The 25,899-nt window shown below is 62.7% G+C and carries 18 protein-coding genes; all 18 read left to right on the top strand.

What is annotated here, in order from left to right:
- Nucleotides 1-333: 333 nt before the first annotated feature.
- On the top strand, nt 334-1,605 hold the full coding sequence (locus tag OUZ45_RS20260) for an efflux RND transporter periplasmic adaptor subunit (protein WP_266172145.1): 1,272 nt from the start codon (nt 334-336) through the stop codon (nt 1,603-1,605).
- Between the two features lie 159 nt (nt 1,606-1,764).
- Nucleotides 1,765-2,487, top strand: coding sequence for an ABC transporter ATP-binding protein (locus OUZ45_RS20255; protein WP_266172144.1), 723 nt, complete (start codon nt 1,765-1,767; stop codon nt 2,485-2,487).
- A 62-nt stretch (nt 2,488-2,549) separates the two neighbouring features.
- Nucleotides 2,550-3,866, top strand: coding sequence for an ABC transporter permease (locus OUZ45_RS20250; RefSeq protein ID WP_266172143.1), 1,317 nt, complete (start codon nt 2,550-2,552; stop codon nt 3,864-3,866).
- 10 nt (nt 3,867-3,876) lie between these two features.
- Nucleotides 3,877-5,112 carry an ABC transporter permease gene (locus OUZ45_RS20245; protein WP_266172142.1) on the top strand — a complete coding sequence of 412 codons (1,236 nt, stop codon included), beginning with the start codon at nt 3,877-3,879 and terminating at the stop codon, nt 5,110-5,112.
- Nucleotides 5,113-5,157: 45 nt separating this feature from the next.
- Entirely contained in the window at nt 5,158-6,471 is a 1,314-nt protein-coding gene (locus tag OUZ45_RS20240) for an ABC transporter permease (protein WP_266172141.1), read from the top strand.
- A gap of 7 nt (nt 6,472-6,478) precedes the next feature.
- Nucleotides 6,479-7,717 (top strand): ABC transporter permease, encoded by a 1,239-nt coding sequence (locus OUZ45_RS20235; RefSeq protein ID WP_266172140.1) that lies wholly within the window; start codon nt 6,479-6,481, stop codon nt 7,715-7,717.
- A gap of 29 nt (nt 7,718-7,746) precedes the next feature.
- Nucleotides 7,747-9,063: an ABC transporter permease gene (locus OUZ45_RS20230; protein ID WP_266172139.1), complete on the top strand. Its 1,317-nt coding sequence runs from the start codon at nt 7,747-7,749 to the stop codon at nt 9,061-9,063.
- 10 nt (nt 9,064-9,073) lie between these two features.
- Complete coding sequence (locus tag OUZ45_RS20225) at nt 9,074-10,333, top strand: ABC transporter permease (RefSeq protein ID WP_266172138.1); 1,260 nt, start codon at nt 9,074-9,076, stop codon at nt 10,331-10,333.
- Nucleotides 10,334-10,453: 120 nt separating this feature from the next.
- Entirely contained in the window at nt 10,454-11,761 is a 1,308-nt protein-coding gene (locus OUZ45_RS20220) for an ABC transporter permease (protein ID WP_266172137.1), read from the top strand.
- 11 nt (nt 11,762-11,772) lie between these two features.
- On the top strand, nt 11,773-12,978 hold the full coding sequence (locus OUZ45_RS20215) for an ABC transporter permease (protein WP_266172136.1): 1,206 nt from the start codon (nt 11,773-11,775) through the stop codon (nt 12,976-12,978).
- A gap of 119 nt (nt 12,979-13,097) precedes the next feature.
- The gene (locus OUZ45_RS20210) at nt 13,098-14,402 is read left to right on the top strand and encodes an ABC transporter permease (protein WP_266172135.1); all 1,305 of its coding nucleotides are present in this window, start codon (nt 13,098-13,100) and stop codon (nt 14,400-14,402) included.
- Between the two features lie 8 nt (nt 14,403-14,410).
- Nucleotides 14,411-15,634, top strand: a complete 1,224-nt coding sequence (locus tag OUZ45_RS20205; protein WP_266172134.1) for an ABC transporter permease — start codon at nt 14,411-14,413, stop codon at nt 15,632-15,634.
- Nucleotides 15,635-15,905: 271 nt separating this feature from the next.
- Nucleotides 15,906-17,141 carry an efflux RND transporter periplasmic adaptor subunit gene (locus OUZ45_RS20200; RefSeq protein ID WP_266172133.1) on the top strand — a complete coding sequence of 412 codons (1,236 nt, stop codon included), beginning with the start codon at nt 15,906-15,908 and terminating at the stop codon, nt 17,139-17,141.
- 17 nt (nt 17,142-17,158) lie between these two features.
- Complete coding sequence (locus OUZ45_RS20195; RefSeq protein ID WP_266172132.1) at nt 17,159-17,923, top strand: ABC transporter ATP-binding protein; 765 nt, start codon at nt 17,159-17,161, stop codon at nt 17,921-17,923.
- Nucleotides 17,920-20,367, top strand: coding sequence for an ADOP family duplicated permease (locus OUZ45_RS20190; RefSeq protein ID WP_266172131.1), 2,448 nt, complete (start codon nt 17,920-17,922; stop codon nt 20,365-20,367). The genes OUZ45_RS20195 and OUZ45_RS20190 overlap by 4 nt, the downstream gene beginning before the upstream one ends.
- 30 nt (nt 20,368-20,397) lie before the next feature.
- A complete protein-coding gene (locus OUZ45_RS20185) occupies nt 20,398-22,878 on the top strand; it encodes an ADOP family duplicated permease (protein WP_266172130.1) in 2,481 nt (826 codons plus the stop codon).
- 28 nt (nt 22,879-22,906) lie between these two features.
- A complete protein-coding gene (locus OUZ45_RS20180) occupies nt 22,907-24,295 on the top strand; it encodes a sigma-54-dependent transcriptional regulator (protein WP_266172129.1) in 1,389 nt (462 codons plus the stop codon).
- A complete protein-coding gene (locus OUZ45_RS20175) occupies nt 24,285-25,676 on the top strand; it encodes a sensor histidine kinase (RefSeq protein WP_266172128.1) in 1,392 nt (463 codons plus the stop codon). Before OUZ45_RS20180 ends, OUZ45_RS20175 begins: the two co-directional genes overlap by 11 nt.
- Nucleotides 25,677-25,899 lie beyond the last annotated feature (223 nt).

Raw genomic sequence — 25,899 nt, 5'->3', positions numbered from 1 at the left:
AGCTCGCCTGCGGCCCGGGCGACGGCGAAGGCAGACTGGCTGTCTGTCGAGGCGGCGCCCGGGCCGCAGGCGAGCTGACACAGCGGCCCCAACATATGGATTCCAGAAGACGGGGTGATGCCCAGAAGGCTGCCTGCGTTGAATAGATCAGAGCATCCCTAAGTGACCGGACACTTGTCCGCCTGTCCGTCCTTCTGTCCGCGGACAGCCCGGCGTTCGCGAGTCGTAACGTCAAGTCATTGAATTAACGGATTAAAATCACGTGTTTTGGCTTGGCACGCGGTTTGCTGTTATGGGTCAGGGGCCACACGGTTAGTGGCCAGGGACCATTCAATGATTCGCGATACTTCTGCTCAAGACCGCATGGTTGAGGTCAAGCCCAACCGCAAGCGTCGGTTGATCCAGATAGGCGCCGGTGCAGCCGTCGTCGCTGCGCTGGCCATCGTGCTGCCTCAGGCCAGCCGATTGTTTTCCGCCGACGCGTCGGTGAGCGGTTCCCGACTAGCGTTCGGCGTGGTCGAGCGCGGGCCGTTTGTCCGCGACATCGCCGCCGAAGGCAAAGTGGTCGCCGCCGTCAGCCCCACCCTCTACGCCACCTCCGGCGGCGCCGTCACGCTGAAGGTGCATGCCGGCGACCCCGTGAAGAAGGGCCAACTGCTTGCCACCATCGTCAGCCCCGAACTGACCAACAAACTGGCGCAGGAACAAAGCGCTGCCGACGCGATGGAAGTGGATTACCTTCGCGCGCAGATCGACGCCCGCAAGAAGCGCGGCGAACTGCAAAAGGCCTACGACAACGCGCAGATCGATCAGCAGGGCGCCGAGCGCGACCTGGCGCGCTACCAGAAAGCTTTCAGCCAGGGCGCCGTGCCCAGCATGAATGTGGACAAGGCCAAGGACGAGCTGCAGAAATCCAAGATCACCACGCTGCATGCCAAGGCCGATCTGGGTTCCGACAGCGACAGCCTCGAATTCGACATCAAGTCGAAGAAGCTCGCGCATGATCGTCAGGTACTGCTGGTGCAGGATCTGAAGCGCCAGGTCGACGACCTCAATGTGAAGTCGCCGGTGGACGGCCAGGTCGGTCAGCTGTTCATCGCCGAACGCGCCACCGTGGCCAAGGACGCGCAGCTGCTCAGCGTCATCGATCTCTCCGCGCTCGTCGTGGAAATGAAGGTGCCGGAAAGTTTTGCGCGCGATCTCGGCATTGGCATGGGCGGTGAGATCACCGGCAACGGCAACACCTGGAAAGGCCTGGTCAGCGCCATCTCGCCAGAAGTAGTGAATGGCGAAGTGGCCGCGCGCCTGCGCTTCGAGGGCGACACGCCCAAGCAGCTGCGCCAGAACCAGCGCCTGTCCGTGCGCATCCTGCTCGACAAGCGCGACAACGTGCTCACCGTGCAGCGCGGCTCCTTCGTCGACGAATCCGGTGGCGCCTATGCCTACCTCGTGCGCGACGGCATCGCCGAAAAGCACCCGATCCGTACCGGTGCCAGCAGCATCGACAAGGTGGAGATCCTCGACGGCCTGAAAGAAGGCGACCGCATCGTGATCTCCGGCACCGACAGCTTCAAGAGTGCGGCGCGCGTCGCTATTAGTCGCTAAGAGCGGGAGTGAGAGGGGAGGGGTGAGGAGTGAGTAAAGGCGAAAAGCAGCTCTCTCTCACTTCTCACTCCTCTTCACTCACTTCTTACTCGTCATTCCTCACTCCTATCTAATCAATCTCTGCTCCACCAACCGGTCACCACCAAAGGACGAACAACCATGCTCAAGATGACCCACCTGGCCAAGGTCTACCGCACTGAAGTGGTGGAGACCTACGCACTGCGCGATTTCAACATCGACGTGAAGGAAGGCGAGTTCGTCGCCGTCACCGGTCCGTCCGGTTCGGGCAAGACCACCTTCCTCACCATCGCCGGTCTGCTGGAGACCTTCAGTGGCGGGCAGTACCACCTGGACGGCATCGAGGTGAGTCAGCTCAACGACAACGCGCGCTCCAAGATTCGCAACGAAAAGATCGGCTTCATCTTCCAGGCGTTCAACCTGATTCCCGACCTCAACGTGTTCGACAACGTCGAAGTGCCGCTGCGCTACCGCGGCATGAAAGCCGCCGAGCGCAAGCAGCGCATCATGGACGCGCTGGAGCGTGTGGGCCTGGCCTCGCGTGCCAAGCACTATCCGGCGGAACTCTCTGGCGGTCAGCAGCAGCGCGTCGCCATCGCCCGCGCCCTGGCCGGCTCGCCGCGCCTGCTGCTCGCCGACGAACCGACCGGCAACCTGGACACGCAGATGGCGCGTGGTGTGATGGAGCTGCTGGAAGAGATCCATCGCGAGGGCGCCACCATTGTCATGGTGACACACGATCCGGAGCTGGCCGCGCGCGCGCAGCGCAACGTGCACATCATCGACGGCCAGGTGGTCGATCTGGCGGAAGACCCGCGCTTCCATCACGCCGTGCACGAGGCACGCACCGGCACGCCGGCCTGAGCTCAGCTCAAGGAAACCCTCCCGCTTCGGCGGGAGGTCCCCCCTCCGACGGACGGAACTCGATGTTCGCCTATTACTTCCAGCTTGGCTTGCGCAGTCTCCGCAAGAATCCGGTGCTCACCGCTTTGATGGTGATGGCGATCGGCTTCGGTGTGGCGGCATCGATGACGACCTATTCGGTTTTTCGTGCCACTTCCAACAACCCGATTCCGCAGAAATCCTCGCAGTTGTTCGTGCCACAGATCGACAACTGGGGGCCGGAAGATGCCGCGACGACGATGGGCGAGCCGCCGCCGGCGATGAGCTATACCGATGCCATCGGCCTGATGCGCGACCACAAGGCCAAGCGGCAAACGATCTTGTATCCGGTCGGCGTATCGCTCATTCCCGCCGACGCCAACCTGCTGCCGATCAGTGAGCGCAGCTATGCGGTTTACGGTGACGCGTTCCCGATGTTCGACGTCCCCTTCCTGTACGGTGGTGGCTGGACCACCGCGGAAGACGATGCGCACGCGGCCGTCGTGGTGATCAGCAAGGCGTTCAACGACAAGCTGTTTCACGGCGCCAACAGCGTGGGTCGCGAGGTCAACCTGGACGGGCGCAATTACCGCATCACCGGTGTCATGGATGACTGGAATCCACAGCCGCTGTTCTTCGACGTGGTGAATTCCTCGGCCTTTCCTGATCCGGTCCAGTTGTTCATTCCCTTCACTCGCGCGATCGAGCTGAAGGTGGCCACCAACGGCAACAACAACTGCAACAAGAGCCCAGCCAACGACGGCTGGGAGGGATACCTGCAGTCCGAGTGCGTCTGGCTGGGCTACTGGGCCGAGTTGCCGACCGAAACGGACGCCAAGGCTTATCTGCAATACCTCCATGCCTACTCCGCCGAGCAGCAGCGCGCCGGACGTTTTCATTGGGCGCCCAACGAACGCCTGCGCAACGTGATGGACTGGCTGGACAACCGGAAAGTCGTGCCGCCGGAATCGAAGATTTCCCTCTTGGTGGCCATGGGATTCCTGGTCATCTGCCTGGTCAACACGGTCGGTCTGCTGTTGGCCAAGTTCATGCGACGCGCCTCGGAAATCGGTGTGCGCCGCGCCCTGGGGGCTTCGCGCAAGGATATCTATGCGCAGTTCCTGATCGAAGCCGCTGCAGTGGGGCTCGCCGGTGGCTTGCTCGGCCTGTTGCTCACCGGGGTGGGCGTGTTCGGCGTGTCGCTGGTGTTCGATCCGCGGATCGCGCGCCTGGCCACGCTCGACGTGTCGCTGGTGTTGTTGACCTTTGCGGTGGCGATCCTCGCCACGGTGCTGGCGGCGTTCTATCCCACCTGGCGCGCGGCACAAGTGCAGCCCGCCTGGCAGCTCAAATCCAACTGAGGCGACGACCATGCCGCATATCAAGCCCATTCTCGCCGCCCTCAAACGCCACAAGGCCGGCACCATCCTGATTGCCCTGCAGATCGCATTGACCCTGGCCATCGTCTGCAACGCGCTGTTCATCATCCAGCAGCGCGTCACCCGCCTGTCCCGTCCCACTGGCATGGACGAGTCCAACCTGGTGGCGATCCAGAACCGCTGGGTTGGCGTGACCGATGCCGCCGCCGCCGGCGTGCTTACCCGCGCGGATGTACTGGCCCTGCGCCAGATGCCGGGTGTGCAGGACGCCGTCCAGGTCAACGCGTTCCCACTCCGCGGCGGCGGCTGGTCGACCGGCGTGCGTGTGGATGTCGATGGGAAGAAGCCGATTGCGCACACCACGCAATACTTCATGGACGAGCACGCTTTGGCGACGATGGGCGTGAAGCTCATCGCCGGCCGCAACTTTCGCGCGGACGAAGTGGTGACGACCGATCCTGACAAAATCCAAACGTCGCCGCAGGCGATCGTCTCGAAAGCACTGGCCGACAAGCTGTATCCGGACGGGTCGGCATTGGGTAAGCCCATCTACCTTGGTGATGACCGCACACCCAGTACCGTCATCGGCGTCGTCGAGCGACTGCAGGTACCGTGGGGCGCCGCCTGGACCGACGACTTCGCGGAGAACTCGGTGATCCTGCCGGTACAACTCACCGGCAACTTCAGCACCTATCTGATTCGCGCCAAGCCGGGACAGCAGGCGGAGCTGGTGAAGGCTGCTCCTGCCATGCTGACCAAACTCAACCGCCTGCGGGTAATCACCGGCGACCGTGGCGTGCGCACCTTTGAAGTGGTTCGCGAGCAGGCCTACAAGAGCGACCGCGGCTTGGCGATCCTGATGGGCGTGATCTGCCTGATCCTGCTCGCCATCACGGCGGCGGGCATCGTGGGCCTCACCAGCTTCTGGGTCGGCCAACGCCGCAAGCAGATCGGCGTGCGCCGCGCGCTGGGCGCGACCAAGCACGACATCCTCAGTTATTTCCTTACCGAGAATCTGATGATCGGCATCGCCGGTGTGGTGATCGGCGCGCTGATGGCGGTGGGGCTGAACCTGTGGATGGTGACCCAGTTCGAGATGGCTCGCTTGTCGATGGCGTACGTCGCGGCCGGTGTGATCGCGCTGCTGCTGCTCGGCCAGGCGGCCGTGTTGGCGCCGGCCATGCGCGCGGCGAAGGTGCCGCCGGTGGAAGCGACGCGCTCGGTGTGAAGCCCTGCGGTAATCCGACGATATAAGGGTGAAAGGTAATCACTGATGTTTTCCTACTATCTGCAACTTGGCCTGCGCAGTCTTCGCCGCAATCCTTTGTTGACCGCCCTGATGGTCATGGCGATCGGCTTCGGCGTGGCGGCTTCGATGATCACCTATTCGGTGTTCCGGGCAGTCTCGGGCAATCCCATTCCGGAGAAGTCGGAACGGTTGTTCACACCGCAGATCGATAGTTGGGGGCCGAAGTACAACCTGCCGGGCAATGAACCGCCCTACGCGCTGAACTATGTCGATGCCATGGCGCTGATGCGGGACCACAAGGCCAAGCGGCAGACGATGCTGTATCCGATCGGGTTGTCGGCGCTGCCGCGAGACGCTCAGTCCGTACCGTTCAACGTGCAGGGCTTTACGGCGCAGAGCGATTTCTTTGCGATGTTCGACGTGCCTTTCCAATACGGCAGCGCGTGGGCCGCCGCGGACGATGAGCAACGCGCGGCTGTGGTGGTGATCAGCCGGAAGCTCAACGACAAACTGTTTGACGGAGCAAACAGCCTGGGTCGGGAGATCACGCTAAGCGGGCATAACTACCGCGTGGTGGGCGTCACTGAAAACTGGAATCCCAAGCCGCGCTTCTTCACCGTCTGGAGCGGTTCCAGTTTTGGCGAGCCTTCGGACATCTATATTCCCTTGAGTCGCGCACTGGATCTGAGGATCGACACCGCAGGCAGCAACAGTTGCCGCGGCCGCATCGACTACCAGGACTGGGATGGATGGTTGCAAAGCAATTGCGTATGGGTGACTCCCTGGGTGCAGCTGGACAGTGCGGCAGAGATTGAGCAATACCGCCAATTCCTGGAAGGCTATGCCGCTGACCAGCAGCGCGCCGGGCGCTACGGCTGGGCGCCCAATGTGCGCCTGCGCAACGTCATGCAGTGGCTGGATTACATGCAGGTGGTGCCGCAGGAAAGCAGCGTTTCGCTGCTGGTAGCTCTGTGCTTCTTCGCGATCTGCCTGATCAATACGATCGGTCTGCTGCTGGCCAAATTCCTGCGTCGTGCCAGCGAGATCGGCGTGCGTCGCGCACTGGGCGCGTCGCGCAGGGAAATCTACGTGCAGTACCTGATCGAGGCCGGTGCCGTTGGCCTGGCAGGTGGCGTGCTCGGCTTGCTGCTTACGGCCCTGGGCATCTCCGGCATCGGCTTGTTGTTCCAGCCGCAGATTGCACGGCTGGCGCATCTGGATCTCGCGCTGGTGGGTTTGACCCTGCTGGTATCCGTTCTCGCCACGATGGTGGCCGCGCTGTATCCCACCTGGCGCGCCGCTCAGGTGCAGCCGGCGTGGCAACTCAAATCCAATTGACGGTGCAATGATGCTGCAGATCAAGCCCATACTTTCCGCGTTGCGCCGACACAAGGCTGGAGCTTTGTTGATCGGATTGCAGATTGCATTGACCCTGGCCATCGTCTGCAATGCGCTGTTCATCATCCAGCAGCGGGTGGCTCACCTTTCCGCGCCCAGCGGCATCGACGAAGCGAACCTGCTGGTGATCCAAAACGACTGGGCGAACAAGTGGACCACGCAGGAAACCGACGTCCAGGTGAGGACAGACCTGGTGGCATTGCGTCAGCTTCCTGGTGTGCACGATGCCGTCGCCAGCAATGCCTATCCCATGCGGGGAAGCGGCTGGGACCAGTTCATCACGCTGACGCCAGATCAAACCACGCCAACCGGTGACGCGTCGGTCTACCTGGGAGACGAACACTTTCTGGACACGCTCGGAGTGAGGTTGGTGGCAGGGCGCAACTTCCGCCCTGACGAAGTACATCCGATCGGCAATCGCGAAAATGTCATGTCGCCCGTGACGATCGTCACGAAGACTCTGGCGGACAAGCTGTTTCCCGATGGGGAGGCCCTGGGCAAGTCGATCTATGCGATGACCAGCACACCTACGGTGATTGTCGGCATCGTCGATGTCTTGCAGACCCAGAGCCTGGCCAACTGGCAGATGAAACATGCCTACGAATCGCTGATCTGGCCGTTACGCGCCGCCTCGGGAACCGGTATCTACTACATCCTGCGCGCCAAGCCCGGTCAGCTTGCCGCTGTGCGGAAGGAGGCAGTCAAGACGCTTTATGCGCAGAACCGCATGCGCATCATCAATAACGACGGTGGGGTGCTGGACTACACCCAGATTCGTCAGCGCGCTTACGACAGCGACTATGGCATGGCGATCTTGATGGGCATCGTTTGCGCTGTTCTGCTGGCGATCACCGCCGCCGGCATCGTGGGTCTTACCAGCTTCTGGGTCAGTCAGCGGCGCAAGCAGATCGGCGTGCGCCGTGCATTGGGTGCGACCCGTGGCGACATTCTTGGCTACTTCATGACCGAGAACCTGTTGATCAGCCTCGGCGGCGTCTTGCTCGGTGTGGTGCTGGCGATTGCCATGAATCTTTGGCTGGTCACGCGATTCGAAATGCATCGGTTGTCGATGTTCTACGTGCTGGCGGGTGTGCTGTTGCTGTTGCTGCTGGGGCAGGGGGCGGTGCTGGCGCCTGCGATACGCGCTTCAAAAGTATCGCCAGTGGAAGCGACGCGCTCGGTGTAACCGGGCTTGTGAATGACAAGGGGGTTGGCATGTTTTCGTATTACCTCGATCTGGCCGTGCGCAGTCTGAAGCGCAGCCCAGGACTCACCGCGCTGATGGTGCTGGCGATCGGCTTCGGTGTGGCCGCGTCGATGACGACGTGGTCGGTCTTCCGCGCTGTATCGGGCGATCCGATTCCGTGGAAATCTTCAAAACTGTTCGTTCCGCAGATCGACGTGTGGGGGCCGCAAGGCCGTAGTAGCGACGGCGAACCGCCGAACGCGATGGCCTACCCCGACGCCATGGTGCTGATGCGCGATCACCGCGCCAAGTTGCAATCGGCGATGTACCAGATATCGCCCTCGGTGGTCCCTGCGCAGGCCGGGCGCCATCCGCTCAACGTGAGCGGCCATGCGGTGTACAGCGAATTCTTTCCGATGCTGGATGTGCCGTTTCTCTACGGTAGTGGTTGGAACGCAAGCGACGATACGCAGCGTACGGCGGTGGTGGTGATCAGCAGCAAGCTCAACCAGAAGCTGTTTGCCGGTGCCAACAGCGTGGGCAAAACGCTCAATATCGAAAGCAAGGACTACCGCGTGGTCGGCGTGCTGGACAACTGGAACCCGCAGCCGCGCTACTACGATGTGGTCAACAGCGGCGGCTTCAGCGCTACGGGCGAGGATGTGTTCCTGCCGTTCGAACGCGCTATCGAAGTGGGCATGTCCAACGACGGCAACACCAACTGCAATGCGGTGCCTGCCGAGTCCGGCTTCGTCGGGTTGCAGCATTCCAACTGCGTATGGATTGCCTACATGGCCCAGTTGGACGATGCCGCCGCGGTAACGGCGTATCGCAACTACCTTGACGGCTATGCCCATGCCCAGCAGCAGGCCGGACGGTTCGGCTGGGCAGTCAACAATCGCCTGCGCGACCTGCCGGCGTTCCTCGACAACCAGCACGTGGTACCCAGCGATACCAAAGTGTCGCTGCTGGTGGCCATCGGCCTGTTGTTGGTGTGCCTGGTGAACACGGTGGGTTTGCTGCTCGCCAAGTTCCTGCGCCGCAGTGGCGAGATCGGCGTGCGTCGCGCGCTGGGTGCGCCACGCTCAGCGATCTACGCACAGTTCCTCACGGAGGCCGGCATCATCGGCGCGGCTGGCGGTGTACTTGGCCTGCTGCTCACGGGTGTAGGCGTGGCCTGCGTGGGCTGGGTGCTGCCCAAGAGCATCGCCACGCTGGCGCGGCTGGATCTGCCGTTGCTCGCGCTCACCCTGCTGGTAGCTGTCGTCGCGACGTTGCTGGCCGGGCTCTATCCCACCTCCCGTGCCGCGCGTGTACAGCCCGCGTGGCAGCTGAAGAGTAATTGAGGAGAGACCTATGAAACTGCATCCCATCCTGGCGGCACTGCGCAAACACAAGGCGGGTACGGTGCTGATTGCGCTGCAGATCGCGCTGACCCTGGCGATCGTCTGCAATGCGGTGTTCATCATCGGCCAGCGCGTCGAGCGGGTGAACCGCCCGACCGGCATCGACGAAAGCAACCTGTTTTTGATTTCTCAGCAATGGGTGGGTGCGCCCAGTGGCGATACCGCCGACGGCGTGGAAAAGCTCGATGCCATGCAGAAGGAAGATCTGGTCGCGCTGCGCAACCTGCCGGACGTGGTTTCGGTGGCGCCGATCAATTCGCTGCCGTTGCTCAACTCTTCCTGGACGGGTGCGCTGTCACTCAAGCCGGACGAGAAGAATGTGGGTACTCGTACCGCCTACTATTTCGGCGACGAGCAGGTGCTGCCCACGCTGGGTCTGAAGCTAGTTGCCGGCCGGGCTTTCAATGCTGGCGATGTGCAGCACCAGGGTGCCCGTGATCAGCGCGATCCAGCCACCGTCATGGTGAGCAAGGCCGTCGCTGACAAGTTGTTTCCCCAAGCCAGTGCGACCGGCAGTGCCGTCGGCAAGGCCATCTATCTCAACGGCAGCGGCAAGCCGAGCACGATTGTCGGCGTGGTTGAGCGCATGCAGACACCCGGTACCGGCAGCTGGGCCAGCGCCTTTGCCTGGAACTCGACATTGGTACCAACCCGGATGGACGCGAATTTCTCGCGCTACGCCGTACGCACCAAGCCAGGCCGGCTGGACGCGGCGATGCGCGCGGCCACACCCGCGTTGTATGCGGTGAACCCGCTGCGCGTGCTCGACGAGGAGAGCATCCAGTCGTTCGCCGAGATTCGCGACAAGGCCTATCGCGCCGACGTCGGCATGGCGGCTTTGATGGGCGTGGTGTGCCTGATCCTGATCGGCGTCACGGCCGCTGGCATCGTTGGTCTCACCAGTTTCTGGGTGGGCCAGCGGCATCGGCAGATCGGTGTGCGGCGCGCGCTGGGCGCGCGCAAGGTCGACATCCTGCATTACTTCCAGCTCGAAAACCTGCTGATCGCTGGTGTCGGCGCGGTGATCGGCGTGCTGCTGGCGATCAGCCTCAACCTGCTGCTGATCCGTCAGTTCGAGATGGAGCGGCTACCGCTGGCCTATGTGCTGACCGGCGTGGTCGCCGTGCTGGCGCTGGGCCAGGCCGCGGTGTTCGCACCAGCGCGCCGCGCGTCCAACGTGCCACCGGTGACAGCGACGCGGGCGGCGTGAGGCATGGGATTAAGGATTCTGTAGGAGCGCACCCTGTGCGTGATGCTTTTCGGCGCTTGTAGAGCGGTCGCGCACAGGGTGCGCTCCTACAGGTGAATCCTTTTTTCAAAGGAGTGCGGCATGTTTGGCTACTACCTGGATCTGGCGCTGCGCAGTCTTAGGCGCAACAAGGTGCTGACGACGTTGATGATCCTCGCGCTGGCGTTGGGCATCGGCGCGTCGATCACCACGCTGACGGTGCTAACGCTGCTGTCGGGTGATCCGCTGCCGCAGAAAAGCTCGCAGCTGTTCTATCCGCAGGTCGATCCCTACCCCAAGGATCGGCCTTTCTCACGCAGCGGAGAAAAGGTGCCGTGGCTTCTGAGCTATGTGGATGCCATGAACTTGATTCATGCCCACAAGGCGGAGCGACAGGCGGCGGTGGCGCTGTCCCAAGTCAAGCTGACGCCGCAGGTGCAGGGTGAGAAGTCGTTTTATGCGGATGGAGTGCTGACGACGGCGGACTTCTTTCCGATGTTCGATACGCCATTCCAGTACGGCGCGGGCTGGACCGCGGCGGACGACGAGAGTCGCGCGCAGGTCGCGGTGATTGCGGGTTTTGTCAACGACAAGCTGTTCGGTGGCGCGAATAGCGTGGGGCGCATGATCCGTATCGAAGACCATGACTTCCGCATCATTGGCGTACTTGGCCGCTGGGCGCCGCAACCGCGTTTCTACGCGTTGCATCTGGGTGGCCGTAACTATGGCAAAGGCGAGGCGGTGTTTCTGCCGTTGCAGGGGGCGCGCGCTGCCGACGTGATGCCGAGCATGATGATGTCGTACGGCCCGTCGTCCGATATGCAGCACCTGGAAACCTCACAAAGCATATGGCTGGGCCTGTGGGTGCAGTTGCCCGGCGCTGCCGATGTCTCGGCTTACAAGCTGTTTCTGGGCAACTACGCGCAGCAGCAGGTCGCCTTGGGGCGGTTCCAGCAATCCAGGGTGGCCCTGTCGGACTTGATGTCATGGCTGCGCGATCAGCAGGTCGTGCCCGACGACGTGCGCCTGCAGGCCGGGCTGGCGTTCGGGTTCCTGCTGATCTGTGTGGTGAATACGGTGGGCCTGCTGCTGGCCAAGTGCTTGCGCCGCTCGCGCGAGATCGGCGTGCGTCGCGCGCTGGGCGCTTCCCGGGGCGCGATTTTCGCGCAGTTCTTGGTTGAGGCCGGCGTCATCGGCTTAGCCGGCGGCGTGCTGGGCTTGCTGTTTGTCCTGCTGGGGCTGTGGGGCATCCGCCACCAACCGGCGCCTTACGCCAGCCTCGCGCTTCTGGACGTCCAAATGTTCGTGTTCACCTTCGTCGTTGCGCTGGTCGCCAGCCTCATCGCCGGCTTGCTGCCCGCATGGCGCGCCTGCGTGGTGGCGCCCGCCCCACAACTGAAAGCGGCCTGAGGGGATAGATCATGGAAATCCGACCGATTCTCGCCAGCCTGCGCAAACACCGCATTCCGGCCCTTCTCATCATGCTGGAGATCGCGCTGGCGTGCGCCGTGCTCTGCAATGCGGTGTTCATGATCGGCCAGCGTGTGACAGACATCCATTTGCCGAATGCCATCGACGAGGACGGCATCTCAGTCGTCACTGTGAACGGAGCCGACCCGAAGCTCGCCGGCAGCGATATTCCACGCAATCTCGCCGCTCTGCGCGGCATAGCCGGAGTCACGGCGGTGGCCGCGGTGACCAGCATGCCGCTGGACCAAAATCCAGCCTTGTCGCCCTTCACTGCCACTCCTGACGCGAAAAGCACGGTGAACACGTCGGTGTATTTCATCGGCAGCGGCGGCGAGCAGGCCTTGGGGCTGCACTTGCTGGAGGGCCGCTATTTCAACGCGGATGAGTACGCGGACAGTGGTCTGCAGGATTTCCATTCCACCGGTCATGTCGCGCTGGTCACCCAAAGTGATGCGCACAGACTGTGGCCAGGCCAGAGCGCGCTGGGCAAGACGCTGTACACCAATGCTACAGGCTGGACAGTCGTGGGCGTGGTCGCCGACATGCTGGCGCAGGATCCCAAGTTCAACCGTGCCGAGGGCAGGTATTCCAGCGTGTTCTTTCCGCTGCATCCTGACGCGATGATGGGTGATTACGTGGTGCGCAGCGCACAGCGGGATCGCGAACGCGTCGTACGCGATGCGGCCCAAGTGCTGGACAAACTGCAGCCGGGCGCGGTGGTGGAAGGGAAGACCTACGCCGGGATGCGCGACGAGTATTTCGCCACCACCAACAGCATGGTGTGGATGCTGGTGCTGGTATGCGTGGTGATGTTGGCGGTGACGGCATTCGGTATCGTTGGCCTCACCAGTTTCTGGGTCGGCCAGCGGCGTCGGCAGATCGGTATCCGGCGCGCGGTGGGCGCCACGCGCGGCCACATCATGCAGTACTTCCAGACCGAGAACTTTCTGCTCAGTACGGCTGGCGTGGTCATGGGCATGGCGATGGCCTTCGGCATCAACCTGTACCTGATGCGGCACTACGAAATGATGCGCATGCCCTGGTACTACCTGCCGGGCAGTGCCGTCGCGTTATGGGTGGTCGGCCAGTTGGCCGTGTTTGGCCCTGCGCGACGTGCCGCGGCGGTGCCGCCGGTGGTGGCGACGCGGTCGGCGTGAGGTGTGAGATTCGGGAATCTGTAGGGGCGCACCCTGTGCGCGATGCTTTTCGGTGCATGTAGAGCGGTCGCGCACAGGGTGGCTCCTACCGGTGAATCTTTCTTTCGAAGGGGGGCGGCATGTTTGGTTACTACCTTGACCTGGCGTTGCAAAGTCTTAGGCGCAACAAGGTGCTCACCGCGCTGATGGTGTTGGCGATCGCGCTGGGCATTGGCGCCTGCATGACCACCTTCACCGTGTTGCATGTGTTGTCCGGCGACCCATTGCCCGGCAAGAGCGCGCGACTGTTCTATCCGCAGCTGGATCCGCGGGACATGATTGACTACGGCGCGGACAAGGATCCGGCGAGTCAGGTGACCTGGACCGACGGGATGAACCTGCTCAAGGCCAAACGTGCCGAACGGCAGGTGCTGATGACCGGCGGCGACGTGCCGGTGCAGCCGGCGCAATCGGGTTTGGAGCCGTTCCTCAGCGACGCGCGCTATACCACGGCCGATTTCTTTCCCATGTTCGAGACACCGTTTCTTTTCGGTCACGGCTGGAGCGAGGCCGAAGACAACGGTAAGGCGCGCGTGGCGGTCATCACGCGCACGCTCAACGACAAGCTGTTCGGCGGCAAGGACAGCACCGGTCAGATCCTGCGCATGAAGGACACCGCGTTCCAGGTGATCGGTGTGCTCGATACCTGGCGCCCGAATCCGCATTTCTACGACCTGAATATGGGTAACTACGCCGCGACCGAGGACGTGTTCGTGCCGCTCGCCACGGCGCGCGATGTGCGCCTTGAGCGCGACGGCAGCATGAATTGTTGGGGAAAAGGCTCGGGTGACGCTGAGCACCTTGAAGCTGCGACCTGCGTCTGGCTGCAGTTTTGGGTGCAATTGGAAAGCGCGGACAAAGCAGCCGCCTATCGCACCTTCCTGGACAATTATTCGAAAGAACAGAAGGCACTGGGCCGTTTCCAACGTCCGCCCAATGTGCGATTGCCCAACCTGATGGAATGGATGGACATCAACAAGGTCGTGCCGAGCGATGTGCGTCTGCAAGGCTGGCTTGCCTTGGGTTTTCTGCTGGTCTGTCTGGTCAATACGGTCGGGTTGATGCTGGCGAAGTTCCTGCGCCGCTCGGGCGAGCTAGGCGTCCGGCGAGCGCTGGGCGCCTCCAAACGCGAAGTGTTCATGCAGCTTCTGGTCGAGGCGGCGGTGATCGGCTTGGCCGGTGGCATTGGTGGCCTGCTGCTGGCCTTTCTTGGTCTGTGGCTGGTGCGCCTGCAGCCGGCGGACTATGCCTCGCTGGCACATCTAGATCTGTCGATGCTGCTCGCTACGTTCATGCTGGCGATTGCCGCTAGCCTGCTTGCGGGACTGCTGCCTGCCTGGCGTGCGTGCCAGATCGCCCCTGCGCTGCAACTGAAGAGCCAGTGAGGACCGTCATGGACATCCTTCCAATCCTTTCTACCCTGCGCCGCCACAAGATCACCGCTCTGTTGGTGATCATCGAGATTGCGCTGACCTGTGCCATCGTCTGCAATGCGGTGTTCCTTGTCAGTCAACGCCTGGACCGCATCCACATGGTCAGCGGTGTCGCCGAGCACGAATTGTTGCAGGTGGAGCTTGCCAATATCGGAGCGAAGGCCGATGAGAAGGCGCGTACCGCGGAGGATCTCGCTGCGCTCCGGCAGATCTCAGGTGTGACGTCAGTGGCATCAGTGAACCAGGCGCCGTTTTCCAACTCCTCATCGAACAGTGGCATCAAGCTCGATCCGAACCAGAAGCAGTCGACGCTGAGCGCCACGACTTACTTCGGCGAAAACACCGCGGAAACCCTCGGAGTACAACTGATCGCGGGCCGCTTCTTTCAAGCTGACGAATACAAAGAGCTGGACGATGTGGTGAAGGCCTTTGGTGCTGGCGATACCAAGGGAGTGCCCCACACCGTGATGATTACCCGGACCTTGGCCGAGCGCCTGTGGCCCGGGCAGCAGGTATTGGGCAAGCGGCTCTATATGGGGAGCGAGATCCCGCTGACTGTGGTCGGTGTGGTCAAGGATCTGGTTCGCCCAGCGATCTGGGACGATGCCACGGCGCAGTACAGCATGCTGCTGCCAATACGCGTCAACAGCGGCCGATACCTGATTCGCACGGCGCCGCAAGAGCGCGATCGGGTGCTGAAGGCGGCGTTGGAAAAGCTCAAGCAGGCTAATCCGCATCGTGTTGTGCTGCAGAAGCGAACCTGGGACGAGATTCGCGACAAGTTCTTCCAGAACGATCGTGCGATGTCTGGCCTGCTGGTTGGCGTGTGCGTAGCGCTGCTGGTGGTGACCGCATTGGGTATCGTCGGCCTGGCCAGTTTTTGGGTGGCGCAGCGGCGGCGGATGATTGGCGTGCGCCGCGCACTGGGTGCGACACGCGGCAACATCCTTCACTACTTTCAGACCGAGAACTTCCTGCTGGCGACGATCGGAATCGCGGTGGGCATGGTGCTCGCTTACGGCATCAATCTGTTCCTGATGGTGCATTACGAGTTGCCGCGATTGCCGGCCATCTATTTCCCGATAGGTGCGGTACTGCTGTGGTCGATCGGGCAGGCAGCTGTGTTGGGTCCGGCCATGCGTGCGGCAGCGGTGCCGCCAGTGGTGGCGACACGGTCTGTGTGACGTCCGGCAAACCCTGTAGGAGCGCACCCTGTGCGCGATGCTCTTGTGGCGATGCGGCGCAGAGCGATCGCGCACAGGGTGCGCTCCTACAGGTGAATCCATCTTTCGATAACAGCGTCCGCTTTTGCGCCATGCGATTCGAAAACGGACGGTGATGCCCCGGCAGCGTGGTTGCCGCGCAAGCGCAATGCCTTGATCAGGCGGCTATTTTCCGCGTGGAGAACGTTGGCACGCCGCTTGCGTTAGTGGGGACATGGATATCGCCAACCCCATGCTCAAAATTCGCAAGCAGCGGCGCACCCGCCTGATCGGCGCGGCCGTCGCTGTCACCGTCGCCGTACTCGCCGTGGTCGTGTCGCGCCTGGCCCCTGCCTTGCCCCAGGTCGAACGCGCCAGTCTTTGGATCGACACCGTGCAAAGCGGCGACATGCTGCGTGAAGTCAACGCCACCGGCACCTTGGTTCCGCGGGAAAGCCGCTGGCTGGCGGCGGCGACCTCCGCCCAGATCGAACGCATCCTGGTATGGCCAGGCACGCAGGTTGAACCCGATACCGTGCTGATGCAACTGAGTAATCCGGAAGTCGAGGACAGTTTGCGCAATGCGCAGGCGCAAGTGGCTGCCGCCGAAGCCGATGTTGCGGCAAAGCAGGCCGAATTGACCTCGCAGCTGTTGGATACGCGCTCGGCCTTGTCCAAGGCGTCTTCCGATTACGCCTCGGCCAAGGTCAAAGCCGACGCCGACACCAAGGCCGTGCAAGCCAAGGTGATTCCACGCGTGCAATACGAGCAGGGCCAGATCGCGCTGACCCAGCTCCAGGCGCTCGAACAGATCGAAAAGCAGCGTGTGGATGCCTTCGCCGCGACGATGAAGGCGCAGATGGACGCGGTGCGGGCGAAATTGCAGCAACAGCGCAGCAACCTGCAATTGCGCCAGCGCCAGGCCGAGGCCTTGAACGTGAAGGCCGGTATTCACGGCGTGCTGCAGGAAGTGGCGGTGCAGGAAGGCGCGCAAGTCGCGTCTGGCGCCAATCTTGCGCGGGTGGCGCGCCCGGAGGTCTTGATCGCGCGCTTGCAGGTGCCGGAAGTGCAGGCCAAGGACGTTGCTATCGGCATGCAGGTAGGCGTGGACACGCATAACGGCCTGATCGACGGCAAGGTCGAGCGCATCGACCCGGCGGTACGCAACGGCAGCGTCCAGGTCGACGTGGCGCTAAGTGGCAGCATGCCCGCCGGGGTGCGCCCGGATCTTTCCGTCGATGGCCGCATCCGTATCGCGCGCCTCGATAAAGTGCTGTCGGTCGGCCGTCCGGCATTGGCGCGGCCGGAAAGCGATATCGGCCTGTTCCGCTTCGATCCGTCCAGCGGCACCGCGACGCGCGTGCCGGTACGCGTCGGCGCGGCCTCGGTCGATCGCATCCAGATAATGCATGGCTTGAAGCCGGGTGATCAGGTGATCCTGTCCGACAGCAGCCAGTGGGATAAATACAACGCCATCCGCGTACGTTGAAACACTAGGGGAATTACATGAAGCAGGCGACATCCGTCATCACTCTCAGCAGTATTCGCAAAGTGTTCCAGGCCGATGAAGTGGAAACCCATGCGCTCAGCGATGTGCATCTGGATATCCAGCATGGCGAATATGTCTCGATCACCGGTCCGTCCGGCTGCGGCAAGACCACGCTGTTATCGATTCTCGGCCTGCTCGATACCGCCACCACCGGCAGCTATGTGCTGAACGGCCATGACGTCGCCGCACTCAACGCCGCCCAGCGCGCGCGTATACGCAATGCCGAAATCGGCTTCATCTTCCAGGCGTTCAACCTGATCGGCGATCTCACCGTGCAGGAAAACGTCGAGCTGCCACTGACCTATCGCAGCGGCATCGGTGCCGGCGAACGTCGCGTGCGGGTACAGGAAGCCTTGGAACGGGTCGGCATGGCGCATCGCATGCGGCATTACCCCGCGCAACTTTCCGGCGGCCAGCAGCAGCGCGTGGCGGTGGCGCGCGCCCTGGTCGGCAAGCCGGCGATCCTGCTCGCCGACGAACCTACCGGCAACCTCGACTCGCGCAACGGCGAGGCGGTGATGTCCTTGCTGGATGAACTGCACCAGGGCGGTGCCACCATCTGCATGGTCACCCACGATGCGCGGTATGCCGAACTGGCACGCCGCAAAGTGCGCCTGTTCGATGGCCGCGTCGTCGATGAGGAAACCTTCGAGCGATTGCGCCGCGAAGACGAGCAGCGGCTGGATGCGCTGCTCGCACCGCGGCTCGGAGCGACCGCATGAGTGTTTGGCTGAGCGATGTCTGGCGCGCTTGGCGTTCGAGTCTGCGGCGCCCCGGCTTTTTGCTGCTGGCAAGCGGCGTGCTGGCCTTGGGCGTGGCGGCATGCAGCACGGCTTACACCCTGGTGAGCCGCGTGATGCTCACGCCCTTGCCCTATGCCGCCCCCGAACGCTTGATCATGATAGGGCGGCTGGATACCGGTTGGGTGAACTCCATTTCGCCACATCAGTACCAGTTGATGCAGCCGGTGCAGGGCGTGCAATCGATCGGCTTGATGGCGCGCGGGCCGGTTCCGGTGGCGCTCACCGGCAACGGCGAACCGGTGCAGGTGCAAGCCGATCGGATGGATCATGGCGTGCTGCCCGCATTTGGTGTGCACATGCAGCTAGGCCGCAGCTTTACCGAGGAAGAGGACCGGCCCGCTGGGCCCAAGGCAGTGATCCTCACGCACGCCTTCTGGCAGCGCAGCTACGGCGGCGATCCGCTAATGCTTGGTCGCAGCGTGCAGATCGCAGGTGTGCCGCACATCATTGTTGGCATATTGCCGGCGAACTTCGATGAAGCCAGAGGCGACATCGTTCTGCCGCTGGCACGACCATCGCAGGACACGGACGACCAGCTTGGCTACTCCGCCATCGCACGCTTGGCGGAAGGCGTCAGCGTGGATTCGGTCAGCGCGCCGTTGCAGACGCACATGCAAGCGTTTTATGCCGGAAAGACGGGTGATGCCGATCAATACATGCGCAGTCAATATTTTGGTGGCGAAGACCTGCGCACCGCGCGGCATGCGCCGATCAAGGAAACGATGCTGATGTTTCTGCTCAGTGGCCTGTTCATGCTGCTGATCGCCCTGGTCAATCTCACCAATCTCATGCTGTTGCGTGCTTTGTCACGGCGCCACGATTCGGCTGTTCGCCTCGCCATGGGGGCCACGACCTGGCGCATGCTGCTGCCGCTGCTGGCCGAGAGCCTGCTCGTGGGCTTGGGTGGCGCGCTCGCTGGCTTGGGGCTGACGGCATTGATGCTGACTTGCTGCAATCGATTTCTGCCCGCGCAATGGTTGCAGGGCATGCGGCTGCAGCTTGATTGGACGGTGATGGCTGGAATCATTGTCCTGAGCTTGCTGGGTGGATTGCTGACGGCCACCCTGGGTGCATGGCGCAGCCGCGCAACGCGATCCATGCAGGAGCTGCGTGAAGGTGATCGCCAATCCGGGCGGCATAGCGGCCGGCTTGGACGCGTATTGGTCGTGACGCAAATGAGCCTGGCGACATGCTTGCTCTGCGGCACGGGCTTGTTCATGCACACGCTCTATGATGCGGCGCGCACGCCGCTGGGCTTTTCCAGCGACCATTTGCTTACGTTCGAATTGGCACCGGCGCAGGCACAATATGCGGATTCGGCAGCAGTGCAGGCGTTATCACAGCGGGTGCTGGAGCGACTGCGTGCCTTGCCCGGTGTCGAACAGGCGAGTGCTGGCACCAATCTTCCCATGGGCAGTTATTTCTGGCTCGATGGTGTGCATCTGCCAGGCGGCGAGGCATTCTTTCCGCCCCCACAATTCCGGGGCGTGACGGCTGATTATTTCAAGACATTCGGTATTCCCTTGCTGGAAGGGCGGGGTTTCAACGCTGGTGATATCGGCCATGGCGAGTCCGTGGCGGTGGTCAGCCGCGCATTTGCCGTGAGCGCTTTCGGCGGTCATGCGGTGGGCAAGACCGTGGTGATCGACGACCGGCATGATTCGCACGATACGGAAAATCATCCCGTCATCGTGCGGATCGTGGGTGTGGTCGGCGACACCAAGGTTCTAAGTCCTTTGGAGGTCTATAAAGCTCATCATCTGTACATGCCGTTGGCGCAAGTCCCAGAGCACGCGCTGCAGATGTTTCGTCAGACCCATCCGCTGCGCTTCGCGACCCATGTGCGTGGCAATCCCGATACCTACCGAAACAGCGTCAAGGCGGCTGTGGCTGAAGCGGCTCCCGATCAGCCCGTTGCCGCGATGAGGCGCATGGACGACATCGTCAGTAGTAGCACTACGGGGGAACGCCTGAACCTGACGCTGATCGGCGTGCTCAGCGCGCTGGCGCTGGTCCTCGCCTGCGCTGGCGTGTACGCGGTCATGGCCGTGGCAGTCAGGGCGCGGCAGCGCGAATTTGGCGTGCGCTTGGCGCTGGGTCTGTCGCCATTCGGATTGTTGCGCCTGGTGATGCGCGACGGGCTGGTGCAAATCGGCATCGGCCTGTTGCTTGGCAGTGCTCTGGCTTTCGGCTGGTCGCGGGTGTTGCCCGTGTTTCTGGTGCAGACGGGGCGTAGCGCGTTGGACCCGGCGAGCTTTCTCGGTACGGCTATCGTGCTGATGGCGGCGGGATTGTTGGCTTGTCTGCTCCCGGCGAGACAAGCCGCTCGCGTGCAACCCATGAATGCTCTGCGTGAAGGTTGAGCCCGTGAGCGCCTACAGAGAGGTAATCCTATGAGCATCTGGCTGAGCGAAATCTGGCAAAGCTGGCGCGCAAGCTTGCGCCGACCCGGCTTCCTGCTGTTGACGGTAGGCGTACTGGCCCTGGGCGTGGCAGCGAGCGTCACGGTGTTCACGCTGATCGATCGCGTCTTGCTGAAACCATTGCCATACCCTGCGCCGGAACAATTGGCCGCGATGGGGCCGCTGTATCCCAATGGCATGCTGGCGGAAATATCGCCACAGCAGTATCAGCATATTCAGTCACTGCAGGGCGTGCAGTCGATGGGCTTGATTGAAGGCGATACGATTGCGGTGAACATCGCGGGTGATGGCGAGCCATTGCAGGCGCAGGCGTTCTATGCGGATCGCAGCTTGTTGCCTACCCTGGGCGTGTCATTGCGGCTGGGCCGTAATTTCTCGGCGGAAGAGGATCGGCCAGGGAGCGCCAAGGTGGTGATCCTTTCGGAGAGCTTCTGGCAGCGCCGTTATGGGGGCGATCCGAAGGTGCTTGGCCGCAGCATGCTGATCGAAGGGGTCGGTCACGTCGTTATCGGCGTGTTGCCGCCCAGCTTCGATCAGTTCGGGATCGGCGATGTCATGCTGCCGACCGCGTTTCCGCCAAATGTCATCAACGATGGCGGCAATTACATCGCCGTCGCGCGTCTGCGCGAGGGCGTGGCGCCTGCCGCCATCAATGCCCAACTGGATGCGCAAATGCACGCCATGTATGCGGGCATGGGCGGGCAGGATGGAGAGAGTTGGAGGAATGTCCATTTCGGTGTCGCTCCCTTGCCCACTGCGCTGAATGAGAGAGTGCAGCCGGTCATGATGCTATTTCTTGCCAGTGCCCTGTTCGTGCTGGTGATCGCTTTGGTCAACCTCACCAACCTCATGCTGCTGCGCGCCTTGTCGCGCAATCATGATGCCGCTGTGCGTAATGCCTTGGGCGCGTCGACAGCGCGTTTGGCTTTGCCGGCGTTTGCGGAAGGTGGGCTGATCGGATTCGGTGGCGCCTTGCTTGGTTTGGGGCTGAGCATGCTGGGGCTCGCGCTATTCACTCGATTTATGCCCGCCGAGTGGACGCATGGCGAAACGCTCCATCCTGATGCGAGTGCGTGCTTCTTTGCGTTCGCGGTGGGGTTGTTGGGGGCCCTACTGACATCGGTTTTGGGGATATGGCGGAGCCGTGCGTTGACTTCGATCGACGAGCTTCGCGAAGGCGGCCGCAGCGCAGGCCGATCCGGCGGCCGGCTCGGGCGTGTGCTGGTCGTGGCTCAGATAAGCCTGGCGACATGCATGCTGTGCGGCGCGGGACTGTTTTTGCACGCGCTTTATGATGCCGAACGAGCGTCGCTGGGTTTCTCCAGCGCACATATCCTTACGTTCGAACTGGCACCGGTGCGAGTGCGGTATCCGGATAGCGCATCGGTCAATGCCCTGTCACTACGGCTGCTGCAGCGTTTGCGAACGATGCCAGGCGTGGAATCGGCCGCTGCTACCACCAACCTTCCGGCAGGCGACGGTTCGCAGCAATTCAATATCGGGGGAATACACGCGCCAGGCGGTACGTATTTCAGCTCGGTGCAGTTCCGCGGGGTGAGTGCGGATTTCTTCACCGCCTTCAGGCTTACCTTCCGGGCCGGGCGTGCATTCAGCGCGGAGGAAGCGGATGGCGGTGAGCCGGTGGCCGTTATCAACGAGACACTGGCACAGAGCGAATACGGTGGCAACGCGGTGGGCAAAGTGGTTGTGCTCAACGACTACAGTGCTTATTCGACAGGCAGTGCGTTGGGACAAGACCCTGGTAGCCGTCCCGTGATGGCGCGCATAGTCGGCGTGGTGGGCGATACCCGTCAATTCGGGCCGCTGGACATGGAAAAGCGAAACATTCTGTATGTGCCGCTGGCGCAGGTGCCGGACCACATCATGCGCGTGTTCCGCGGTTTTGAGCCCATGCGCTATGCCATCCGCGTACATGGCGATCCCAATGCCTATCGCGACAGCGTGCGTGCCGCCGTTGCCGAGATCGCTCCGGGGCAACCGATCGCCAGTCTGCGGACGATGGACGACATCGTGCACAGCACTACCGACCAGACCCGTCTGAATCTGTTGCTGGTGGGTTTGTTCGCGCTGCTGGCGTTGAGCCTGGCATCGGTCGGTATCTATGCGGTGATGGCGGTGGCGGTCACGGCGCGCGAGCGTGAATTCGGCGTGCGCCTGGCATTGGGTGCTACACCGCGGCGAGTGATGCATGACGTGCTGCAACGTGGTCTGCTGCAAATCGCTACAGGGCTAGTGCTTGGCTTGGGGCTTTCGCTGCTGACGGCACGCATGGCGAATGCGCTGCTGGAGCAGATCGGTCGCAACCTGTTCGATCCGCCCGTGCTGCTCGCCGCTGCCACCACGTTGGCGCTGGCCGGCCTGCTGGCCTGTCTGCTACCCGCGATCCGTGCCGGGCGCACCCAGCCGATCACTGCTTTGCGTGGTGAATGATCGTTACACTGCGCGCATGCCGGAAACCATGAAACGCGAAATCATCCCCACTGTCTTGCTGGCCGATGACCAGCCGGATGTGCGCGAAGCCCTGCGCTTGCTGTTGAAGTCCGCTGGTATCGCCAGCATGGGAGTAGGCGATCCGGCGCAGGCGCTGGATGCCGTGCGTCGACGCGAATTTGCCTGCGTCTTGATCGACTGCAATTACCAGCGGGACACCACGTCGGGCGAGGAAGGTTTGGAGCTGCTGGAGCAGCTGCGCCAGCACGCGCCCGAGCAGCCAGTGGTGGTGATGACGGCATGGGGCAATGTGACGCTGGCGGTCGAGGCGATGCGCCGTGGCGCCGCGGACTTTATCGAAAAGCCTTGGGACAACGCGCGCCTGCTCCATGTGTTGCGCACGCAGATCGCCTTGGCGCAATCGACGCGTCAGCAAAGTCGCCTGGAAGCGCAGAACGCCTTGCTGCGCGGTGAGGAGATGGACGAATGCATCGCCGAATCGCCGGCGATGCAGCGTGTGCTGGCCCTGGTCGCACGCGTGGCGCCCAGCGACGCCAATGTGCTGGTGCTGGGTGAAAACGGCACCGGCAAGGGCGTGATCGCTCGGCGCTTGCACGCGATGTCCGGGCGTGCCGCGCAGCCCTTCGTCAAAGTGAACATGGGCGCGATCGCCGAGACCGTATTCGAGTCGGAAATGTTCGGCCATGTGCGTGGCGCCTATACCGACGCCAAGAGCGAACGCATCGGCCGTTTCGAACTGGCCGATGGCGGCAGCCTGTTTCTCGACGAAGTGGGCAATGTGCCGCTGTCGCAACAGCAGAAACTGTTGCGGGTGCTGGAGGATGGCGAATTCGAACGGCTCGGCTCCTCGCGCACGCAAAGCGTGGATGTGCGGCTGGTGTCCGCCACCAATGCCGATCTCGGCGCGGACGTGGCGGCGGGCCGTTTCCGCAAGGATCTGATGTATCGCCTCAATACGCTGGAAATCCGCTTGCCTGCCTTGCGCGAACGCAAGGAAGACATCCTGCTGCTGGCGCGCGCCTTTCTTGAACGCAGCGCACGGCGTTACCAGCGCGATCGCCTGCGCCTGGCGCCATCGGCGGAACGCGCACTCACGGCCTGGCACTGGCCGGGCAATGTGCGAGAGCTGCAGCACGTGATGGAACGTGCCGCGCTGTTGAGCGAACACGAGCAGGTGAGCGCGGCGGCGCTGGCCTTCGGCATGCCGTCGGAGGCGGCGCAGGATATCGAAGGCATGACCTTGGAGCAGGCCGAATCCTGGCTGATCAAGCGAGCCATGGAACGGCACGACGGCAATGTGCAGCAGGCCGCCGAGGCGCTCGGCATTACCCGGCAGGCGCTTTATCGGCGCCTGGAAAAGCACGAGCTGCGTGACGAGTCCAACGATGACCTCTGAGTCGGCTGCACGCGATAGCTCACGTGCGGCGCATTTGCCGCGCTTCGAGCGGCGCGTATGGTCAGGTGCCTGGTGCATCGCCTTGCCAGGCATTGCCGTGATGCTGCTGTTTGCCACGCGCGAATGGCGTGACAGCCCATGGATGGGGGGATTCGTGGTGGCGGCGCTGATCTGCACGGCCTTGCTGGCACGCTGGCAGTATCGCCGCATCGTCTATCCGCTTTATACGCTGACCAGCTTGCTCGAAGCCCTGCGCGAGGGCGATTACAGCTTGCGTGGCACGTCGGGCGGCGTGCTCGATCATATCGTCTACGACATCAATGCACTGGCCGATCGCTTGCAACAGGAGCGTCTGGATTTCGAAGAATCTTCGCACCTGCTCGGCAAGACACTCGCCGCGCTCGATAGCGCGGTACTCGCCTTCGACGAAGCAGGACGCCTGCGCCTGGCCAATCCCGCCGCACAACGATTGCTGCAAGCCGAGCGGGCTGATCTGTTCGGTCGGGGCGCCGCGGAGCTTGGCCTGCAAGCCTTGCTGGATGGGCCGTCGGTGACCTTGGTCGCGCAGAAATTTCCCGGCGGCGATGGACGGTACGAAGTGCGGCACGCGCCGCTGCGCAGTGGTGGCCGTGGCGGGCGCTTGCTGGTGGTCAGCGATGTGGGCCGCGTGCTGCGCGAGGAAGAGCGCCTGGCCTGGCAGCGCCTGCTGCGCGTGCTTGGACATGAGGTCAACAATTCCCTGGCGCCGATCCAGTCGATGGCGGGCACGCTGGCGGCCTTGGCCGAGCGTGATCCCTTGCCTGCGGATTGGCGCGATGATTTTCGCAGCGGTCTCGACGTGATCGCTCACCGTGCAGCGGCCCTGGCGCGCTTCCTGTCCAGCTACAGCCGCCTCGCCCGTCTGCCGCCGCCGCAGCGGCGCGATGTCGATCTGGCCGGCTTGATCGAAAAGACCGCGCGGTTGGAGCTGCGCGCGCCGGTACGAGTCGAGGCAGGCGATCCGTTGCACCTGCAAGCTGATCCGGATCAGCTGGAGCAGGCATTGATCAATCTATTGCGCAATGCCGTCGAAGCCATGTTGCCAGCGACCGGCGTGGTCGCCATGCGCTGGCGCCGCGATGGCGATCGCGCGTTGATCGAAGTGGAAGACGACGGCCCCGGTCCGCCCACCAGTGACAATTTGTTTGTGCCGTTCTTCACCACCAAGCCGGGCGGTTCCGGCATCGGCCTGGCCCTGGTGAGGCAAATTGCCGAGGCGCACGACGGCGGCGTCACGCTCACAGCGCGTGTAACGGGTAAGGGGGCGTTGGCGAGTTTGTGGTTGCCGCTGGATATGCCGCAAACGCAGGCGAGTTGGAGCCATCCCTTTCAAGGGCTTTGAAAAGTTTTCGAGGGCGAGGTTCTGTCCCCTCGCGCCCACGGCCTGATTAGACAGTATGACTTTCTCGGCCGATGCCGTTTTGCCCCTCCCTTGCTTGCGACGCAAAGCTAGTCCCGTGGGACAGGGGGAGGCTGGGAGGGGGTGAACACTTGCGAAAACCTCTCCCGAAACGCTTTCTCAAGGGCTTACCCCTCCCCAACCCTCCCCCTGTCCCACGGGACTA

It is taken from the genome of Dyella subtropica (assembly GCF_026283965.1).
Classification (GTDB): Bacteria; Pseudomonadota; Gammaproteobacteria; order Xanthomonadales; family Rhodanobacteraceae; genus Dyella_D; species Dyella_D subtropica.
This window is presented reverse-complemented; position numbering and strand designations above follow the sequence as displayed.

What these genes read in the sequence shown, in the direction of transcription:
- OUZ45_RS20230 (WP_266172139.1), top strand. Translation starts at nt 7,747, where the DNA reads ATGTTTTCGTATTACCTCGATCTGGCCGTGCGCAGTCTGAAGCGCAGC.
- OUZ45_RS20190 (WP_266172131.1), top strand. Translation starts at nt 17,920, where the DNA reads ATGAGTGTTTGGCTGAGCGATGTCTGGCGCGCTTGGCGTTCGAGTCTG.
- OUZ45_RS20260 (WP_266172145.1), top strand. Translation starts at nt 334, where the DNA reads ATGATTCGCGATACTTCTGCTCAAGACCGCATGGTTGAGGTCAAGCCC.
- OUZ45_RS20220 (WP_266172137.1), top strand. Translation starts at nt 10,454, where the DNA reads ATGTTTGGCTACTACCTGGATCTGGCGCTGCGCAGTCTTAGGCGCAAC.
- OUZ45_RS20255 (WP_266172144.1), top strand. Translation starts at nt 1,765, where the DNA reads ATGCTCAAGATGACCCACCTGGCCAAGGTCTACCGCACTGAAGTGGTG.
- OUZ45_RS20180 (WP_266172129.1), top strand. Translation starts at nt 22,907, where the DNA reads ATGAAACGCGAAATCATCCCCACTGTCTTGCTGGCCGATGACCAGCCG.
- OUZ45_RS20250 (WP_266172143.1), top strand. Translation starts at nt 2,550, where the DNA reads ATGTTCGCCTATTACTTCCAGCTTGGCTTGCGCAGTCTCCGCAAGAAT.
- OUZ45_RS20210 (WP_266172135.1), top strand. Translation starts at nt 13,098, where the DNA reads ATGTTTGGTTACTACCTTGACCTGGCGTTGCAAAGTCTTAGGCGCAAC.
- OUZ45_RS20225 (WP_266172138.1), top strand. Translation starts at nt 9,074, where the DNA reads ATGAAACTGCATCCCATCCTGGCGGCACTGCGCAAACACAAGGCGGGT.
- OUZ45_RS20185 (WP_266172130.1), top strand. Translation starts at nt 20,398, where the DNA reads ATGAGCATCTGGCTGAGCGAAATCTGGCAAAGCTGGCGCGCAAGCTTG.
- OUZ45_RS20240 (WP_266172141.1), top strand. Translation starts at nt 5,158, where the DNA reads ATGTTTTCCTACTATCTGCAACTTGGCCTGCGCAGTCTTCGCCGCAAT.
- OUZ45_RS20215 (WP_266172136.1), top strand. Translation starts at nt 11,773, where the DNA reads ATGGAAATCCGACCGATTCTCGCCAGCCTGCGCAAACACCGCATTCCG.
- OUZ45_RS20200 (WP_266172133.1), top strand. Translation starts at nt 15,906, where the DNA reads ATGCTCAAAATTCGCAAGCAGCGGCGCACCCGCCTGATCGGCGCGGCC.
- OUZ45_RS20195 (WP_266172132.1), top strand. Translation starts at nt 17,159, where the DNA reads ATGAAGCAGGCGACATCCGTCATCACTCTCAGCAGTATTCGCAAAGTG.
- OUZ45_RS20175 (WP_266172128.1), top strand. Translation starts at nt 24,285, where the DNA reads ATGACCTCTGAGTCGGCTGCACGCGATAGCTCACGTGCGGCGCATTTG.
- OUZ45_RS20235 (WP_266172140.1), top strand. Translation starts at nt 6,479, where the DNA reads ATGATGCTGCAGATCAAGCCCATACTTTCCGCGTTGCGCCGACACAAG.
- OUZ45_RS20245 (WP_266172142.1), top strand. Translation starts at nt 3,877, where the DNA reads ATGCCGCATATCAAGCCCATTCTCGCCGCCCTCAAACGCCACAAGGCC.
- OUZ45_RS20205 (WP_266172134.1), top strand. Translation starts at nt 14,411, where the DNA reads ATGGACATCCTTCCAATCCTTTCTACCCTGCGCCGCCACAAGATCACC.